Origin of the sequence: Bradyrhizobium sp. B124, assembly GCF_038967635.1 — a bacterium.
In the GTDB taxonomy this organism is placed as follows: Bacteria; Pseudomonadota; Alphaproteobacteria; order Rhizobiales; family Xanthobacteraceae; genus Bradyrhizobium.
Genome location: NZ_CP152413.1, coordinates 6,431,758 through 6,448,199 on the forward strand (window position 1 = coordinate 6,431,758; position 16,442 = coordinate 6,448,199).

Sequence of the window (16,442 nt, forward strand, 5' to 3'; positions counted from 1 at the left end):
CGCCCGGGGGAGGGGCGAGCTCTGATCTAGAATGGCGGGGGCGCGTTCTCAATGCCGATAACGCAGCAGTGTTTGGCAACATGCCCGCCGAATGGAACCAGCAGCGCCGCTCCACGTGTCTCCTTACGTTTCCTTCGCGTATTGCTCGTAAAGCCGGGCTGCATTGTCCCAGCGAATGGCCTCCATGTAGACGTCGACATAGCGTGCCGCGGCGGCACCGAAGTCCATATGATAGGCGTGCTCGTACATGTCGAGCACCAGGACCGGACGGCCGCCGGCCAGCGTCGTCGTATGATCCGCGGCCCATTGATTGACCAGCCGCTTGTCGCGGGGCGAGTAGGCGAGGATCACCCACCCCGAACCGCCACCTTCTGCCTTGCCCATCGCTGCGAATTCCGTCCGCCAGCGCTCCATGCTGCCGAAGTCGCGCGTAATCGCCTCGGCGAGTGCTCCGTTCGGTTTGCCGGCGCCGCCGAGTCCATCGAAATAGACTTCATGCAGGATCATCGAGTTCGCTGCGATCAGCTCCTCGCGCTTCAGACCGTTGATCACAAAGTTCGGCGCCTTGGCGAAGTCGAGTTCGGCAAGCTGCGTGCCGATGGCATTCAGCCGCTTCACCGCACCGGCGTAATTGTTCTCGTAGTGGCTGACGAGAATCTTCTCCGAGATGCCGCTAATCGATTTTGGGTCGAACGACATCGGTTTTGCCTGATAGGACATGGCCCTGGTTCCTGTCTGCTGGTTGGTTTCGGCAGCGGCTTGGTTGGCGCCCAGCACGACTGCCGATGCGGTGGCCGCGCCGACCGCTGTGATGAAGTTTCGGCGCTCGGTGTTGATGGTCATGGGTCCTCCTGATGTTGAGCAATGCCGGTACGTTTGGATCCAAGGCGCAAAGTTTCGCGCTATTCCTTCGTGAGCCCGACGATGGTCCGGAATCCGGAGATGTCCTGCACCGAGAACGCGACGGGGTCGCCGAAACGGACGGCGTTGAAGAGCAGGCCGTCCTGAACCTTGAACGGTTCGGTCCTGTCCGGTGCGAGGCGTATCCTGATCGTGTCGCTGCGTTCGTCGATGCTGTCGACGACGCCGCGCAGGGTCTCGGTCGCCGGCGGCTGGACCGCCGCCGTCGCGGCCAGTGCGGCGACGGCTTCCTGTTGCTCGCTGCCGTCGGTCGGCGTCGCGAGAGCCATTGCGGGCCAAAGCAGGGCCACGCACAGGGCCAAAGTTGATCTGGGCATGATCGTTCCTCGTTCAGTTCGATTGTGGTGATTTCGCCAGGACCTCAGTCCTGCTCCTTGATCTGACCGCTGCTGTCGATCACGAGCCGCATGGGCTTGCCGTTCTTCATCGCCTTCGCCGTGATGCCCTCGGCCGTCGACTTGACGTCGCTGATGTTCCCGTAGCCGGCGGCTTGAAGCTTCGCGACAAGCTCGTCCTGCGTCAGGGCGTTGGCGGGCATCGCGCCGGCCGCGATCGCAAGCGCGAGGATCAAATGCGAGAGGGTTGCTTTCTGCATGGTCGTTCTCCTGGTTGTGTCGGGCTGCCCCAGGTTTATCGAGATGGCGTCGCTTGGTTCAGATCACGCCTGCCAGGCGCAACAGCACGCCTGCGGTGCAGGATGCGGCGAGGACGCTGAGCATCCCCACATTGAAACGGAAGATCGCAATCGCTGCAGCGATGGACAGCGCAAGCGCAGGCCAGTCGACGCTAGCAGGCACCGGCGCGTCGAACGACAGGCCGAGCCCGTGCACCGGGAAGGTCTGCCGGAACAGCGTATGCAGCGCGAACCAGATCGACAGGTTGAGGATCACGCCGACCACGGCCGCGGTGATCGCCGAAAGCGCGCCCGCCAGCACCTTGTTGCCGCGCAGCGCTTCGATGTAGGGCGCGCCGACGAAGATCCACAGGAAGCACGGTGTGAACGTCACCCATGTCGCCAGCAACCCGCCGAGCGTGGCAGCTAGCATCGGCGACAGGCCGCTTGCCTCGCGGAACGCGGCCATGAAGCCCACGAACTGAACCACCATGATGAGCGGGCCGGGCGTGGTCTCGGCCATGCCGAGGCCGTCCAGCATCTCGCGCGGACTGACCCAGTGATAATATTCGGCGGCCTGCTGGGCGACATAGGCGAGCACGGCGTAGGCCCCGCCGAACGTCACCAACGCCATCTTGCTGAAGAAGATTGCGATCTGGGTGAACACGTCGCCGGGCCCCAGGGCAACGAGCAACGCGAACACCGGAACCAGCCAGAGCGCGAGCCAGACGGCGCCGACCCGCAAGGTGCGGGAGGCATTGGGACGGACATGATCAGGCACCTCTTCGCCCAGCATGCTGTCGATCACGGCAGAATTTTTCCCGCCATGTTCGACGGCGGCAAATTCGCTCCGGCCCAGGCGTGCGCCGATCAGTCCTGTGACGGCGGCAGCGCCGATGATCAACGGAAACGGCACGGCGAAGAAGAAGATCGCGACAAAGGCGATGGCCGCGAGCGCGATCATCGCCCGGTTGCGCAGCGCGCGTTTGCCGACCCGCACGACAGCCTGGATGACAATGGCAAGCACCGCGGCCTTCAGGCCGAAGAACAGGGCCTCCACAAACCCCACATTGCCGTACGCGGCGTAGACATAGCTGAGGCCCATGATGGCGAAGATGCCGGGCAGGATGAACAATCCGCCCGCCACGATGCCCCCAAGCGTCCGGTGCAGCAACCAACCGATATAGGTCGCAAGCTGCTGCGCTTCCGGTCCCGGCAGCAACATGCAATAGTTGAGGGCGTGCAGGAAACGCCCTTCCGATATCCAGTTCTTCTCCTCGACCAGAATGCGATGCATCACCGCGATCTGGCCGGCCGGTCCGCCGAAGCTCAGGATCGCGACACGCATCCAGACGAGCAGCGCCTCGTGAAATGAGATGCCGTGCGCGTGCTCCTGTCCGCGCGCCCTTGATGTTGTTGCGACGTCCGTCATGGCTTCACCTTGCTGGTCGGCCAGTTGTGCGTCTCCCGCGTCGCGTCGCGGCACCAGCGATAGAAGGCGTCGTAGAGCAGCATGCCGGCGCTCAGTTGTTCGAGGTCGTCGTCGAACATGCGCGACAGGCCGAGCGAAGCGGCGAGCAGCCCCGGTGCCTCCGGCGAAAGATCGAGCCGCGCGGTATCCGCGGCCCGCACCATCGTCGCGAGCCGCTCCAGTGCAGGCGTCGACAGGCCGAACTCCCTGACCATCACGTCGAAGGTGCAGAGCTCGCCGCGATGGCTCCAGAACACGTTCTCGATGTCGAATGGTGTGGCGTCGAAGCGTTCGGCGACGGCCTCGACTTCCGCCGATGTGACGAACAGGAACACGGCCGCGGGATCGACAAAGCGGCGGATCAGCCACGGGCAGGCGATGCGATCGATCTTCGGCCGCGATCGCGTCACCCAGACGGTGCGGCCGCGCCCGTCGCGTTTCGGAATCCTGTCGACAGGAACAGTCGGAAGCTCCGCGGCCTTCCAGGCGAGGTGGCCGCCCTCGAGAACTTCGGCAGCAATGTTGCCGCACCGGAGCCAGGCGGCGGTGCCTTCGCTGAGCTTCTGTCCCTTCTGGCAGATCACGACCACGGACTGGCCGGAAAGGCGGGAAGCCCAGTCCTGGACATCGAGATGGGAGTGCCTGATGGCGCCAGGGATCAAGCGCGGATCGGCGGCGAAATCCTCATCGAGGCGAACGTCGACGAGCGTCGGCGCTTTGGCGGTGCCGATGAGACGAGACAGTTTTTCGGATGAGATCGATGTGTATGATGACATGGTGCGTCCTTGGTGAACAGGACGCGATTCTTGGGCATGTCGCCTCGCGGGGAGATCGCACATCCCCGTGCCCCGGAATTAAGACCTTGTGTTGATCGATGTCAACCGAAGTGCGCCCGCGGTCACCGGCGAAACGTCCAGGTCACTGTCACGAACAGTTCACCTGCGCGGTTTTGGAACAATGTTCCGACCGCGATGCAAGACTCAGACGGTCAGGGTCGCTGCGATCTAGAAGCCGCAATCCCTGAATTGCTTTGCGCCGACGTGAAATCGCGAGCCTTGCTCGACGAAGTCCACGTCCAGGCACTGGTTGCCCCGACGGAACGCGCCGATGCCGTTGCATCGGAGATACTCGAGGTTTATCCGCCAGCGTTTTTCACGCGGCGAGTAGGTCGCGAAGTCGTGTTGGGCGCTGGCTGGTCCTCTGCAAATCCCTGCGATGTATTGCCGGACTTCGGACGGCAAACTGTCGATGTGATCGGAATTCCAGGGGCCGTCATTATGCCCGATGCTGCTCTTGGACACGGCCGGCAGCTCGCTCGAAAGCAGGATCGGGAGAGCCAACATCAGGATGTGGACTTTCACGCGACGCCTCCCTTGCCAGTTGTTTCGTGACCCTTGTTCCTGGATTGACCGGATTCAATGCCGTCGGCGCCGCGATGTAAAGCGCGGGCCAGGCAACCCAGCGTGGGCGCGGCCGCGCCCGCGCACCCCACCGGGTCCCGAAGCGGGTTGACCAATATAGGGTACCCCCCTATATTATAGCCATGTCGCACACGATCAAGCACAAGTCCAAGCTCGTCGGCCGGGTTCGCCGCATCAAGGGTCAGCTCGAGGCCGTCGAGCGGGCGCTGGAGTCCGAGATCGGCTGTGCCGACGTGTTGATGCTGGTGGCCTCGGTTCGTGGCGCCATCAACGGCCTCACCGCGGAACTGCTCGAGGATCACATCCGCCATCACGTGGTGGATCCGGCCCGGGAAAAGGATCCCGAGAGAGCGCAGGGCGCGGCCGACCTGATCGACGTCGTTCGTACCTATTTGAAGTGAAGCACATGACCGATCTGTCCCAGCTGCTCCAGCAGAGCAGCGCGCATGCATGGCTGTTCATCCCCAGTGCGATCGTGCTCGGCGCGCTGCATGGTCTCGAGCCCGGCCACTCCAAGACGATGATGGCGGCCTTCATCGTCGCCATCCGCGGCACCGTGGTGCAGGCGGTGCTGCTCGGCTTGTCGGCCACGATCTCGCACACGGCCATCGTCTGGATCATCGCGCTGGCGGGGCTTCACTTCGGCCAGCAATGGTCCGGCGAACGCAGCGAAGCCTGGCTGCAACTGGCCTCGGCGGCGATCATCATTTCGATCGCAGCCTGGATGGCCTGGCGCACCTGGTGCGAGCAGAATTCGGAACACGACCATCACCACGATCATGACCATGATCACCATCATCACGACGGAACGCGCCAATTGACCCTGGCCGGGCAATCGCTGTCGCTCGAAGTCTTCGAGGACGGCGTGCCGCCGCGCTGGCGGCTGCGAAGCGAGGCCGGGGCGCTTCCGGCAGCCGGCGAGGTCGATGTCGTGACGATCCGCGCTGACGGCAGCGAACAGCAGTTCCGCTTCGCCGCGCGGGACGGCTATCTGGAAAGCATCGACGAAATTCCGGAGCCGCATGCCTTCAAGGCCCGCGTGTCGGTCCGCGCGGACAGTGCGGAAGTCCTGTTCGAGGAGCATGACCATGCGCATATGGAGCTCGGCGACGCGGACGATGCGCATGCGCGCGCGCACGCCGCCGACATCCGCAAGCGCTTTGCCGGACGGACCGTCACGACGTGGCAGATCATTCTGTTCGGCCTGACCGGCGGACTCATTCCGTGTCCGGCGGCGATCACCGTGCTGCTGCTCTGCCTTCAGCTCAAGCAGTTCAGCCTCGGCTTCGTGCTGGTGCTCTGCTTCGGCATCGGGCTTGCGATCACCATGGTCTCGGTCGGTGTCGCGGCGGCGCTCAGTCTGCGTCATGTCGAGCGTCATTGGGGCGGCTTCAGCCGCTTTGCCCAACGCGCGCCCTACGTGTCGGCTGCGCTGATCGTGCTGGTCGGCCTCTACACGGGCTGGCTGGGGTTGCACGGGATCACGGCCTGATCTCGGATCATGATATGATCCCACTTCCATCTTGAAACCTGCGCGAGGTGGTCTAGAGTTCCTGCCAAGGGGACAAGGCAGACTCCCCGTGAGACCTCGGTCCAAGCTCTGCGCGACACTCAACCGTCGTGGAGCTTTCATATGGACACCGAACCACACACGTCCCGTCGTTCCAAAATCGCCATCCTGTGGCGTGGCGATGCCGCGTCGCGCCGGGAGGCGACCCCACAAAACAGCCGTTTCGTTCGCGTCTTCGACGCGCTTGCCGCTTTCGGCATCGACGCTTTTCCCGTCGTCTATGACGAGGCCGTCGCCGATCTCGTCCGCGACCAATTGCTGACCGCGGACGGCGTTCTCGTCTGGGTCGATCCGATCCATCAGGGCAAGACCCGCGCTGTGCTCGATCCGCTGCTGCGCGAGGTCGCGGCGAAAGGACCGTGGGTCAGCGCGCATCCCGAAATCATCCTCAAGATGGGCGTCAAGGACGTGCTCTTCCGGACACGTCATCTGGGCTGGGGCGCCGACACGCATCGCTACGCCACTGTGGACGCCTTCCGTGCCGAATTCCCGTCGCGCCTTCGCGCGGCCGGGCCGCGCGTGCTCAAGCAGAACCGCGGCAATGGCGGGCAGGGCGTCTGGAAGGTGGAGGCGTTGCCGAATGCGGACGCGACCGTCCGCGTGCTGCACGCGCTGCGCGGCAGCCAGCCCGAGCAGATGCCGCTGGACGCTTTCATGGCGCGCTGCGAGCCGTATTTCGGTTGGGGCGGCTGCATCATCGATCAGGCATTCCAGCCGCGGCTGCCCGAGGGCATGATCCGTTGCTATGTGAGCGGATCGAAGGTCGCGGGCTTCGGACACCAGCTGATCAAGGCCCTGATCCCGCCGCCGCCGGAAGGCCCGGATTCACCGCAAGCTCAACCCGGACCGCGCATCATGCACGGTCCTGATGCCGCTCAATTCCAGACGCTGCGGCGGCTGATGGAAGACGAATGGATTCCGGGGTTGATGGCAGCGCTGGCGATCGATGCAGCGTCGCTGCCGGTGATCTGGGATGCGGACTTCCTCTACGGTCCGCGCGATGCTGTTGGCGCCGACACCTATGTGCTCTGCGAGATCAATGCGAGCTCGTGCTTTGCGATACCGGATGAGGCGCCGGCGGCGATTGCACGGACGGTCATGTCGCGAGAATGCGGTTGTATGACTCACAAGCCGCGCCACGACACTCACCGTCGTCCCGGCGAAGGCCGGGACCCATAACCACGAATGACTATCTTGCGCGACGCTGGAACAACGAGTCCCGCTCACAACAGCTGCTGCGGAGTATGGGTCCCGGCCTTCGCCTGGACCACGCCTGGAGGGCGCTGTGGCGTCGCGACTCAAGCACTGGCGCCTCTGGAATACTGGATCACCCGCATGCGCGGGTGATGACACCGCGTTGTTTGACGTCTTGAACTGCGATCCATCCTCATCGTCGTCCTGGCGAAAGCCAGGACCCATTACCCCAAAATGCGTATTGTTGTGCGACGCTCGAACGACGAGTCCCGCTCACAGCATCCGCTGCGGCGTATGGGTCCTGGCTTTCGCCAGGACGACGATGCGGAGATTCCCTACATTGCCTTCGCCCGCATCGCCTCGGGCGTATCCGGCTGCGCGGAGGGATGCGCCTTGGCGAACGCCGGCAGCGCCATCGCGGTGTCGTGGATGCGCTTCACGGTCGGCCAGGGCGACAGGCTGATCTGCTGGTTGATCGCCGCGGTGACATGGCCGACCAGGCAGATATCGGCGAGGGTCGGCGCATCGCCGTGACAGAACTGGCCCGTTGCCTTGTGGCCGGCGAGGTGGCCCTCGAGCGCCGCCAGCGTCTCGACCGTCCAGTGCCGCCGCCACGCGTTCTGCTGGCTGTCGCGCAGATCGAGCTCGCGGTCGAGATAGCGGCGCACCCGTGGCGTCAGCAGCGGATGGCCCTCGCAGGCGACGATCAGCGCAAGCCCGCGCACCCGGGCGCGGCCGAGCGCATCGGACGGCAGCAGCGGCGGGCTCGGATAGGTCTCGTCGAGATAGTCGATGATCGCGAGCGACTGGAACAGCACCGTGCCATCCTCGGTCACCAGCGCCGGCAGCGCCATCTGCGGATTGATCTTGCGATAGGCATCGGCGCGATGCGCGTCCGCATCGATGTCGACGAACACGACCTCCGCCGGCACGCCCTTCAGATTGAGCGCGATCCGCACCCGAAAGCTCGCCAGCGATCGCCAGAAGGAGAAGAACTGCATGGGGAAATTCTCACTGCGCCAAACGACGCGGCCCGTAGCCCGGATGAAGCGCAAGCGTAATCCGGGATCGGTCGTCGTTCCGTCGCAGTCTATCCCGGATTGCGCTTCGCTGCATCCGGGCTACGGCATCGCGGATGCCTACCCCGCACCCACCTTCTTCTTCCGCCAGGCGAGGTGCACCGCGCAGGTGCAGCCCTGCGGATGCGAGGCCAGTTCCCGAGACTCCTCATCGTTGGCGGGCGTCGCGGCGGGCGCGATCGCCTGGCCCTTGGCGCCGTCCTGCGATGGGATGTAGTTCAACACCGGCGCGAGCCAGCGCTCGACCTCGGCGACCGTCATGGCCTTGCGCGCGGCGTAGTCCTCGACCTGGTCGCGCTCGATCTTGCCGACGCCGAAATAGAAGCTTTCGGGGTGCGAGAAATACAGGCCCGAAACCGACGAGCCCGGCCACATCGCGTAGCTCTCGGTCAGCTTCACGCCGGACGTGTTCTCGGCATCGAGCAGCGCGAACAGCGTCCGCTTCTCGGTGTGGTCGGGCTGCGCCGGATAGCCGGGCGCGGGGCGGATACCGTCATATTTCTCGAGGATCAATTCGTCCGGCGACGAGGCCTCGCCGGGCGCATAGCCCCAGAACTCCTTGCGCACGCGCTGGTGCATGCGCTCGGCAAAGGCTTCCGCGAGACGATCGGCCAGCGCCTTGCACAGGATCGAGGAGTAATCGTCATTGGCGTTCTTGAAGCGGTCGGCGACCGCATCCTCGCCGATCCCCGCGGTGACGACGAAGCCACCGATATAGTCGGCCACGCCGGTCTCCTTTGGCGCGACGAAGTCGGACAGCGCGGCGTTGAAGCGGCCCTCGCGCTTCTCCAGCTGCTGGCGGAGCGTGTGGAAGGTCGCGATCTTCTCGCGTCGCGTCTCGTCGGCATAGACCTCGATGTCGTCACCGACCGCGTTCGCCGGCCAGAAGCCGATGGTGGCCCGCGCAGTGAACCACCTCTCCTTGATGATCGTGTCGAGCATCTTGCGCGCGTCGGCATAGAGCGAGCGCGCGACCTCGCCGACCTTGGGATCGTCGAGGATCGCCGGGAAGCGGCCGGTCAGCTCCCAGGTCTGGAAGAACGGCGTCCAGTCGATGTAATCGGCGAGCTCCGCGAGGTCGTAGGCGTCGAAACTCTTCAGCCCGAAGAAGGTCGGCTTCTTCGGCGGCACTGCCGCAAAGTCGATCGCGACCTTGTTGGCGCGGGCGACGTTCAGCTTCAGCCGCTTCTTGTCGGCCTGGGCGCGGAAATGCGCCGTCGAGATTTTTGCGTATTCGGCGCGCACCTCGGCGGCATAGGCCTGCTTCTTTTCGGCCGACAGCAGCGAGGAGGCGACGCCGACGGCGCGGCTCGCGTCATTGACATGCACGACCGGACCGCCCGGATAGTTCGGGTCGATTTTCACGGCGGTATGCACCCGGCTGGTGGTGGCGCCGCCGATCAGCAGCGGTACGTTCATGCCCAGCCGTTCAAGTTCGCCCGCAAGGAAGCTCATCTCGTCGAGCGAGGGCGTGATCAGGCCGGACAGGCCGATGATGTCGGCGCCCTCGGCCTTCGCGGTCTCGATGATCTTGTTGGCGGGCACCATGACGCCGAGGTCGATGACCTCGAAATTGTTGCACTGGAGCACGATGCCGACGATGTTCTTGCCGATGTCGTGGACGTCGCCCTTCACGGTCGCGAGCACGATCTTGCCCGCGGCGTTGCGGCCGCCGGTGATGCCATTGGCGAGGTTGCGCGCCTTCTCCTCCTCCATGAACGGCATCAGGTAGGCGACCGCCTGCTTCATCACGCGGGCCGACTTCACGACCTGCGGCAGGAACATTTTGCCGTCGCCGAAGAGGTCGCCGACCACGTTCATGCCGGCCATCAGCGGCCCCTCGATGACGTCGAGCGGACGGGACGTGTTCTGGCGGGCGGCCTCGGTGTCAGCCTCGATGAACTCGGTGATGCCGTGCACCAGCGCGTGCGACAGTCGCTTCTCGACCGGCCATTCGCGCCAGGCGAGATCCTGCTCCTTAGTCTGCTTCTCCTTGCCGCGGAATTTCTCGGCAAGCGCCAGCAGCCGCTCTGATGCGCCCGGATCGCGGTTGAGGATGACGTCCTCGCAGGTCTGGCGCAGCTCGGGGTCGATGTCGTCATAGACGATCATCTGCCCGGCATTGACGATGCCCATGTCCATGCCGGCATGGATGGCGTGATACAGGAACACCGAGTGCATCGCCTCGCGCACCGGCTCGTTGCCGCGGAACGAGAACGACAGGTTGGAGACGCCGCCGGAGATGTGCGCGCCGGGCAGGTTCTGCCGAATCCAGCGCGTCGCCTCGATGAAGTCGACGCCGTAATTGTTGTGCTCCTCGAGGCCGGTCGCGATCGCAAAAATATTCGGATCGAAGATGATGTCCTCGGGCGGGAAGTCGAGCCGGTTGACCAGCAAGTCGTAGGCGCGCTTGCAGATCTCGGTCTTGCGCGCGAACGTGTCGGCTTGCCCGGTCTCGTCGAACGCCATCACCACCACGGCGGCGCCGTGACGCTTGGCGACCGTCGCCTCGTGCAGGAACTTCTCCTCGCCTTCCTTCATCGAGATCGAGTTCACGATCGGCTTGCCCTGGATGCATTTCAGGCCGGCCTCGATGACGTGGAATTTCGAGGAGTCGACCATCACGGGCACCCGCGCGATGTCGGGCTCGGCGGCGACGAGGTTGAGGAACGTCACCATCGCCGCTTCGGAATCGAGCAGGCCCTCGTCCATGTTGACGTCGATGACCTGGGCGCCGTTCTCGACCTGGTCGCGCGCGACCTGAAGCGCGGCGGTGTAGTCGCCCGCGGTGATCAGCTTGCGGAAGCGCGCCGAACCGGTGACGTTGGTGCGCTCGCCGACGTTCACGAAGGGAATCGCGTCGGTCAGCGTGAACGGCTCGAGGCCCGAGAGCTTGAGCCGCGGTTCGATCTCGGGCACGACGCGCGGCTTGTGCGGAGCGACAGCCCTGGCGATCGCCGCGATATGGTCGGGCGTGGTGCCGCAGCAGCCGCCGACGATGTTGACGAGGCCGGCGGCGGCGAATTCGCCGATCAGCCGCGCCATGTAGTCCGGCGTCTCGTCATACTGGCCGAACTCGTTGGGCAGGCCGGCATTGGGGTAAGCGCAGACCAGCGTGTCGGCGACGCGGCCGATATCGGCGATGTGCGCGCGCAAATCCTCGGCGCCGAGTGCGCAGTTGAAGCCGATCGTGATCGGCTTGGCGTGCCGCACCGAATGCCAGAACGCCTCCGGCAACTGCCCGGAGAGCAGGCGGCCGGACTTGTCGGTGATGGTGCCGGAAATCATCACGGGCACGTCGATGCCGCGCTCCTCGATGAGCTCGGCGATCGCGTACAGCGCCGCCTTGGCGTTCAGCGTGTCGAAGATGGTCTCGACCAGCAGCAGGTCGGCGCCGCCGTCCAGCAGGCCCTTGGCCTGTTCGCCATAGGCCTTGCGCAGATCGTCGAAGGTCACCGCGCGATAGCCGGGATTGGAGACGTCGGGCGAGATCGAGGCGGTGCGGTTGGTCGGGCCAAGCGCTCCGGCGACGAAGCGCGGCTTGCCGTCCTCGGCGCTCACCCGCTCCGCGGCCGCACGCGCCAGCCGCGCGCCCTGCAGGTTGAGCTCATAGGCGAGGTCCGACATGTCGTAGTCGGCCTGCGCGATCGAGGTGGAAGAGAAGGTATTGGTCGCGACGATGTCGGCACCGGCACGCAGGTAGGCGGCGTGGATGTCCGTGATCGCCTCAGCCTGGGTCAGGATCAGGAGATCGTTGTTGCCCTTGATGTCGCGGTGGAAGTCCGCAAAGCGCGCGCCACGGAAGGCGGCTTCGTCGAACTGCAAGCCCTGGATCATCGTGCCCATGGCGCCGTCGAGCACCAGGATGCGCTCGCGGGCAGCCGCGAGCAAAGCGTTACGCTTGGGGGAAACGGGAACGGACATCGATTGCTTTCTGGTCAGGCAGCTTTTTGGGCACCGGTCGGCCGGATGCCGAGCAGGTGGCTGATCGCGAACACGAGGTCCGCGCGGTTCATGGTGTAGAAGTGGAAGGTGTCGACGCCGTGCTTGAACAGCTTCTGCACCTGGCCGGCGGCGACGGTGGCGGCGACCAGCTTGCGGGTCTCGGCGTCGTTGTCGAGGCCCTCGAACTTCTCGGCGAGCCAGTCCGGCACGCTGGTGCCGGCGCGGGTGACGAAATTGCGGGCCTGCTTGAAATTGTGCATCGGCATGATGCCCGGCACGATCGGAATCTCGATGCCGCGTGCGCGCACCCGGTCGACATAGCGATGGTAGAGGTCGTTGTCGAAGAACACCTGGGTGATCGCGCGCGTCGCTCCGGCGTCGACCTTGGCCTTCAGCGTGTCGATGTCCGTGTCGAAATCGGCGGCTTCCGGATGCTTCTCCGGATAGGCGGACACCGAGATCTCGATGTCGGCGTGGCGCTTCTTGATGGCGGCGACGAGCTCGGCGGAGCTCTGGTAGCCGTCCGGATGGGTGAAGTAGGGCGTGCCGATGCCGCCGGGCGGATCGCCGCGCAGCGCCACGATGTGGCGGACGCCGACCTCATGATAGCGGTCGACGATCTCGTCGATCTCACCGCGCGAAGCACTGACGCAGGTCAGATGCGCGGCCGGCAGCAGATCGGTCTCGCGGAGGATGCGGCTGATGGTGGAATGGGTGCGCTCGCGGGTCGAGCCGCCGGCGCCGTAGGTGACCGAGACGAAGTTCGGCGTCAGCGGTGCCAGGCGATTGATGGTCTCCCAGAGACTGCGCTCCATCTCCTCGGTCTTCGGCGGGAAGAACTCGAAGGAGATTTTCGGCACTTTCGGCGCGCGCTGCCCGTTCGGCAGGGAGGAAATGGTCTCGGTCATGATACGCAAGGGCTCCGCAACTGGAGGGCAGACGTCCGGCCTGGATATGGAGGCCTCAAGATAGGCGAAACCGGTGGGCCGAAACAGCCCATCGGATATGGGAAATTGCCCATTAAAGACGATGATGTGCTCAAAATGAGCGGTCGAGAACGAGTGGTGGGCTGCGCCATCAATTGGCGAACAATGGAATTAATTCATTGAATTATATGAATAAAAACATTATTCTGGAATCAGTTGGATGCCCGTATCTGCCGTGGGCAGAACTGCATGTTAACGAATCTTCGTGTTTCGTCCCAAGAGCTGCGATGACCCGCGCCGACTTTCCGGTGCGGGACTGGTCTGCGCGGCCGGCGTCTTTGTCGCCCCGTGGCGCCGCATTAGGTTGTCGGCCATGATCCCGCTCTCCGTCCTCGACCTGTCCGTCGTCACCACAGGCACCAGGCCCGCCGCTGCGCTCCGCAACAGCATCGACCTGGCGCGCCATGTCGATGGCCTCGGCTACGTCAGATACTGGCTCGCCGAACACCACAACCTCGCCTCGGTCGCGAGCCCGGCGCCCGATCTGATGATCGGGCAGATCGCGGCGGTGACGCAGCATATCCGCGTCGGCTCCGGCGGCGTGATGCTGCCCAACCACGCGCCGCTCGTGGTCGCCGAGCGTTTCAAGATGCTGGAAGCGCTGTTTCCCGGCCGCATCGATCTCGGCCTCGGCCGTGCGCCCGGCACCGATGGCGCCACCGCCTACGCGCTGCGCAGCCGGCTCGATCGCCGCGAGGGCGACGATTTCCTCGAGCGGCTGCATGAGCTGACCTTGTGGGAGACGCGCGATTTCCCGGCGGGCCATCCCTACAACAATGTGATTGCGATGCCGGACGATTCGCCGCTGCCGCCGATCTGGCTGCTCGGCTCGAGCGACTATTCGGCCGAGCTCGCCGCGCAGGTCGGGATGGGCTTTGCGTTCGCGCACCATTTTGCCACTCACGACGCAATTGCGGCGATGACGAATTATCGCGCGCATTTCAAGCCGTCGGGCTGGCGTGCGGCGCCGCAGTCGATCCTGGCGGTCGCGGCCGTTGCGGCGGAGACCGACGCGGAAGCCGAGCGGCTTGCGATGTCGATGGATCTCAACCGGCTGCGCCGCGATCGCGGCCAGTATCTGCCGCTGCCGAGCGTCGAGGAGGCAGAGGCCTATCCCTACACCGACGCCGAGCGCGCCTCGATCGCGCGCAACCGCGCACGCTTCTTCGTCGGCAGCCCCGCAACCGTGATGACGAAGCTAGAGCCGCTGATCGCGGCGAGCCAGGCGGATGAGCTGATGGTGATCACTGCGGTCTACGATCACGCGGCGCGGAAGAAGTCCTACAGCCTGCTTGCCGAAGCGTTCGGGCTCGCGAAAAAGGAAGCCGCATCATGATCGTCGTCCCGGCGAAAGCCGGGACCCATTACCACGAATGAAAGTTGTTACGCTTCGCTGGGGCCGCTATCGCTCCCACGACCCAAGCCGGTGGTTATGGGTCCCGGCTTTCGCCGGGACGACGTGTGGAAAGATTGCGCTCGCCTGATTCAGTCCTGCGTTTCGCTGAAGGTCGCGCGGAACGGATGGCCGGGATAGACGCCGACGATGCGGAATTCGCGCGAGAAGAATTTCAATTCCTCGAGCGCGAAGGCGAGTCCACGGTCGTCAGGATGACCGTCGACATCGGCATAGAATTGCGTGGCGAAGAAATTGCCGTCGACCATGTAGCTTTCGAGCTTGGTCATGTTGACGCCGTTGGTGGCGAAGCCGCCCATCGCCTTGTAGAGCGCGGCGGGCAAATTGCGCACCCGGAACACAAAACTGGTGACCAGCGGCCCGGAGCCCTGCGCGGCCCATTTGGCCTCGCGCGCCAGCACCACGAAACGGGTGGTGTTGTGGGCCTCGTCCTCGATGTCCTCGGCGAGAATGTCGAGGCCATAAATATCGGCGGCGAGGCGCGAGGCAATCGCCGCCACGCTCTTGTCGCCGCGCTCGGAAATATCGCGGGCGCTGCCGGCGGTGTCGCCGGCGACGATTGGCCGGACGCCGAGCTTGCGGATGATGCGCCGGCACTGGCCGAGCGCATGGACGTGGCTCTCCACGCTCTTGATGTCGGCGAGCCTGGTGCCCTTCACCGCCATCAGCTGGTGGCGGATCGGCAAGAACCATTCGCCGACGATGAACAGGCCCGAGGCGGGCAGCAGATGATGGATGTCGGCGACGCGGCCGGCGACCGAATTCTCGATCGGGATCATGCCGAGATCGGCCTCGCCCGAGGAAATCGCGGCCAGCGCATCCTCGAAGGTCGGGCAAGGCATCGGCTCGGCGTCGGGATAGGCCTCGGCGATCGCGATATGGGAATTGGCGCCAGGCTCACCCTGGAACGCGATTTTCAGCTTCTTGGTCATGGGTGGCCTTTTAGCAGCGGCTTAGGCTTTTGCCAGTATCCGCCGGGCGGTTTCGAGGTCGGCCGGAGTGTCGACGCCGCGGGGCACGGTGTCGACGATGGTGATGTCGATCCGCATCCCCGCCTCCAGCGCGCGCAGCTGCTCGAGCTTCTCCTGCTGCTCCAGCGGCGAGGGCGGCAGCCGCACGAACCGCTCCAAGGCGGCACGGCGGTAGGCATAGAGGCCGATATGGTGGTAGCGCGGTCCGTCACCATAAGGTGCCGTGGCGCGGGTGAAATAGAGCGCGCGCAGCCGGTTCGGGCCAATCGGCGAGCCGACCGCCTTGACGACGCTGGGGGCCCGATCCTCCTCCTCGCTATGGATGCGCGAGGCCAGCGTCGAGATGTCGACGGTGGGGTCGGCGAGCGGCGGCATCACGCTGCGGATCGTTTCAGGGGTGATGGTCGGGAAATCGCCCTGCAGATTGACCACGATCTCGGCAGCACCGTCCGGGTCGAGGATCGTCATCGCTTCATGGATCCTGTCCGAGCCGGAGGGATGGTCCGGGCGGGTCATCACCACCTCGCCGCCCGCAGCCTTCACTGCGGCTGCGATCTCGGGCGCGTCGGTTGCGACTGCGACCCGGCCGATCCCGGCCGCCTCGGCCCGTCGCAGCACATGCACGATCATCGGCGCGCCCGCGATATCGAGCAGCGGTTTGCCGGGGAGGCGCGTGGCGGCCATGCGGGCCGGAATCAGCACCAAGGTACGGGGTTGGGTCATTCGTGTCGGGGCCCGTCCGGCCTGCGGAAATTGGCGGGGAGGAGGTTGAATTCGGCGCGTTTATACGGGTTGCCAGAGCGCGGGCAAACCGATATCTCAACCCTGCTTGGGGCGGTGCGATAAGGCCGATTCCC

At 64.8% G+C, this 16,442-nt stretch carries 15 protein-coding genes; 4 read left to right on the plus strand and 11 right to left on the minus strand.

The annotated features are described in order from the left end of the window. Positions 1 to 123: 123 nt before the first annotated feature. The 6 genes from AAFG13_RS30525 to AAFG13_RS30550 all read right to left on the minus strand — a co-directional run bounded on the left by AAFG13_RS30525 (position 124) and on the right by AAFG13_RS30550 (position 4,366). Positions 124 to 720 carry a Fe-Mn family superoxide dismutase gene (locus tag AAFG13_RS30525; protein ID WP_212319969.1) on the minus strand — a complete coding sequence of 199 codons (597 nt, stop codon included), beginning with the start codon at positions 718 to 720 and terminating at the stop codon, positions 124 to 126. Between the two features lie 182 nt (positions 721 to 902). Further along, a complete protein-coding gene (locus tag AAFG13_RS30530) occupies positions 903 to 1,238 on the minus strand; it encodes a copper-binding protein (protein ID WP_249132712.1) in 336 nt (111 codons plus the stop codon). A gap of 44 nt (positions 1,239 to 1,282) precedes the next feature. Continuing rightward, positions 1,283 to 1,516 carry a PepSY domain-containing protein gene (locus AAFG13_RS30535; protein WP_212319941.1) on the minus strand — a complete coding sequence of 78 codons (234 nt, stop codon included), beginning with the start codon at positions 1,514 to 1,516 and terminating at the stop codon, positions 1,283 to 1,285. Between the two features lie 58 nt (positions 1,517 to 1,574). Next, the gene (gene chrA / locus AAFG13_RS30540) at positions 1,575 to 2,966 is read right to left on the minus strand and encodes a chromate efflux transporter (protein WP_342709123.1); all 1,392 of its coding nucleotides are present in this window, start codon (positions 2,964 to 2,966) and stop codon (positions 1,575 to 1,577) included. After that, positions 2,963 to 3,781, minus strand: coding sequence for a sulfurtransferase/chromate resistance protein (locus tag AAFG13_RS30545; protein WP_212319945.1), 819 nt, complete (start codon positions 3,779 to 3,781; stop codon positions 2,963 to 2,965). The genes chrA and AAFG13_RS30545 overlap by 4 nt, the downstream gene beginning before the upstream one ends. A gap of 228 nt (positions 3,782 to 4,009) precedes the next feature. Then, positions 4,010 to 4,366, minus strand: coding sequence for a hypothetical protein (locus tag AAFG13_RS30550; RefSeq protein WP_212319946.1), 357 nt, complete (start codon positions 4,364 to 4,366; stop codon positions 4,010 to 4,012). A gap of 182 nt (positions 4,367 to 4,548) precedes the next feature. Here AAFG13_RS30550 and AAFG13_RS30555 point away from each other — a divergent pair, with 182 nt between their 5' ends. The 3 genes from AAFG13_RS30555 (at position 4,549) to AAFG13_RS30565 (ending at position 7,175) form a co-directional block, all read left to right on the plus strand. Next, positions 4,549 to 4,827, plus strand: a complete 279-nt coding sequence (locus AAFG13_RS30555) for a metal/formaldehyde-sensitive transcriptional repressor (protein WP_194461113.1) — start codon at positions 4,549 to 4,551, stop codon at positions 4,825 to 4,827. A gap of 5 nt (positions 4,828 to 4,832) precedes the next feature. After that, on the plus strand, positions 4,833 to 5,918 hold the full coding sequence (locus AAFG13_RS30560) for a nickel/cobalt efflux transporter (RefSeq protein WP_212319948.1): 1,086 nt from the start codon (positions 4,833 to 4,835) through the stop codon (positions 5,916 to 5,918). A gap of 141 nt (positions 5,919 to 6,059) precedes the next feature. After that, positions 6,060 to 7,175, plus strand: a complete 1,116-nt coding sequence (locus tag AAFG13_RS30565; RefSeq protein ID WP_342709124.1) for a Cj0069 family protein — start codon at positions 6,060 to 6,062, stop codon at positions 7,173 to 7,175. A 350-nt stretch (positions 7,176 to 7,525) separates the two neighbouring features. Here the strand turns inward: AAFG13_RS30565 and maiA are convergent, their stop codons facing one another. From maiA to metF, 3 genes are all read right to left on the minus strand, one after another. Further along, complete coding sequence (gene maiA, locus AAFG13_RS30570; RefSeq protein WP_342709125.1) at positions 7,526 to 8,191, minus strand: maleylacetoacetate isomerase; 666 nt, start codon at positions 8,189 to 8,191, stop codon at positions 7,526 to 7,528. Positions 8,192 to 8,329: 138 nt separating this feature from the next. Beyond that, positions 8,330 to 12,193 (minus strand): methionine synthase, encoded by a 3,864-nt coding sequence (gene metH, locus AAFG13_RS30575; protein ID WP_212320520.1) that lies wholly within the window; start codon positions 12,191 to 12,193, stop codon positions 8,330 to 8,332. Between the two features lie 14 nt (positions 12,194 to 12,207). Further along, positions 12,208 to 13,122 (minus strand): methylenetetrahydrofolate reductase [NAD(P)H], encoded by a 915-nt coding sequence (gene metF, locus AAFG13_RS30580; protein ID WP_212320518.1) that lies wholly within the window; start codon positions 13,120 to 13,122, stop codon positions 12,208 to 12,210. A 391-nt stretch (positions 13,123 to 13,513) separates the two neighbouring features. Between metF and AAFG13_RS30585 the strand changes: the two genes are divergently transcribed. Further along, the gene (locus tag AAFG13_RS30585; protein WP_342709126.1) at positions 13,514 to 14,536 is read left to right on the plus strand and encodes an LLM class flavin-dependent oxidoreductase; all 1,023 of its coding nucleotides are present in this window, start codon (positions 13,514 to 13,516) and stop codon (positions 14,534 to 14,536) included. Positions 14,537 to 14,685: 149 nt separating this feature from the next. Here AAFG13_RS30585 and AAFG13_RS30590 read toward each other — a convergent pair whose 3' ends face one another. Together AAFG13_RS30590 and AAFG13_RS30595 are read right to left on the minus strand one after the other, a co-directional pair. After that, entirely contained in the window at positions 14,686 to 15,546 is an 861-nt protein-coding gene (locus tag AAFG13_RS30590; RefSeq protein ID WP_212314273.1) for a prephenate dehydratase, read from the minus strand. A 21-nt stretch (positions 15,547 to 15,567) separates the two neighbouring features. Next, positions 15,568 to 16,308 carry a 3-deoxy-manno-octulosonate cytidylyltransferase gene (locus AAFG13_RS30595; RefSeq protein ID WP_342709127.1) on the minus strand — a complete coding sequence of 247 codons (741 nt, stop codon included), beginning with the start codon at positions 16,306 to 16,308 and terminating at the stop codon, positions 15,568 to 15,570. Positions 16,309 to 16,442 lie beyond the last annotated feature (134 nt).

What these genes read in the sequence shown, in the direction of transcription:
- AAFG13_RS30525 (WP_212319969.1), bottom strand. Translation starts at nt 720, where the DNA reads ATGTCCTATCAGGCAAAACCGATGTCGTTCGACCCAAAATCGATTAGC.
- AAFG13_RS30585 (WP_342709126.1), top strand. Translation starts at nt 13,514, where the DNA reads ATGATCCCGCTCTCCGTCCTCGACCTGTCCGTCGTCACCACAGGCACC.
- AAFG13_RS30565 (WP_342709124.1), top strand. Translation starts at nt 6,060, where the DNA reads ATGGACACCGAACCACACACGTCCCGTCGTTCCAAAATCGCCATCCTG.
- metH (WP_212320520.1), bottom strand. Translation starts at nt 12,193, where the DNA reads ATGTCCGTTCCCGTTTCCCCCAAGCGTAACGCTTTGCTCGCGGCTGCC.
- AAFG13_RS30590 (WP_212314273.1), bottom strand. Translation starts at nt 15,546, where the DNA reads ATGACCAAGAAGCTGAAAATCGCGTTCCAGGGTGAGCCTGGCGCCAAT.
- maiA (WP_342709125.1), bottom strand. Translation starts at nt 8,191, where the DNA reads ATGCAGTTCTTCTCCTTCTGGCGATCGCTGGCGAGCTTTCGGGTGCGG.
- AAFG13_RS30530 (WP_249132712.1), bottom strand. Translation starts at nt 1,238, where the DNA reads ATGCCCAGATCAACTTTGGCCCTGTGCGTGGCCCTGCTTTGGCCCGCA.
- AAFG13_RS30535 (WP_212319941.1), bottom strand. Translation starts at nt 1,516, where the DNA reads ATGCAGAAAGCAACCCTCTCGCATTTGATCCTCGCGCTTGCGATCGCG.
- AAFG13_RS30595 (WP_342709127.1), bottom strand. Translation starts at nt 16,308, where the DNA reads ATGACCCAACCCCGTACCTTGGTGCTGATTCCGGCCCGCATGGCCGCC.
- metF (WP_212320518.1), bottom strand. Translation starts at nt 13,122, where the DNA reads ATGACCGAGACCATTTCCTCCCTGCCGAACGGGCAGCGCGCGCCGAAA.
- AAFG13_RS30555 (WP_194461113.1), top strand. Translation starts at nt 4,549, where the DNA reads ATGTCGCACACGATCAAGCACAAGTCCAAGCTCGTCGGCCGGGTTCGC.
- chrA (WP_342709123.1), bottom strand. Translation starts at nt 2,966, where the DNA reads ATGACGGACGTCGCAACAACATCAAGGGCGCGCGGACAGGAGCACGCG.
- AAFG13_RS30560 (WP_212319948.1), top strand. Translation starts at nt 4,833, where the DNA reads ATGACCGATCTGTCCCAGCTGCTCCAGCAGAGCAGCGCGCATGCATGG.
- AAFG13_RS30545 (WP_212319945.1), bottom strand. Translation starts at nt 3,781, where the DNA reads ATGTCATCATACACATCGATCTCATCCGAAAAACTGTCTCGTCTCATC.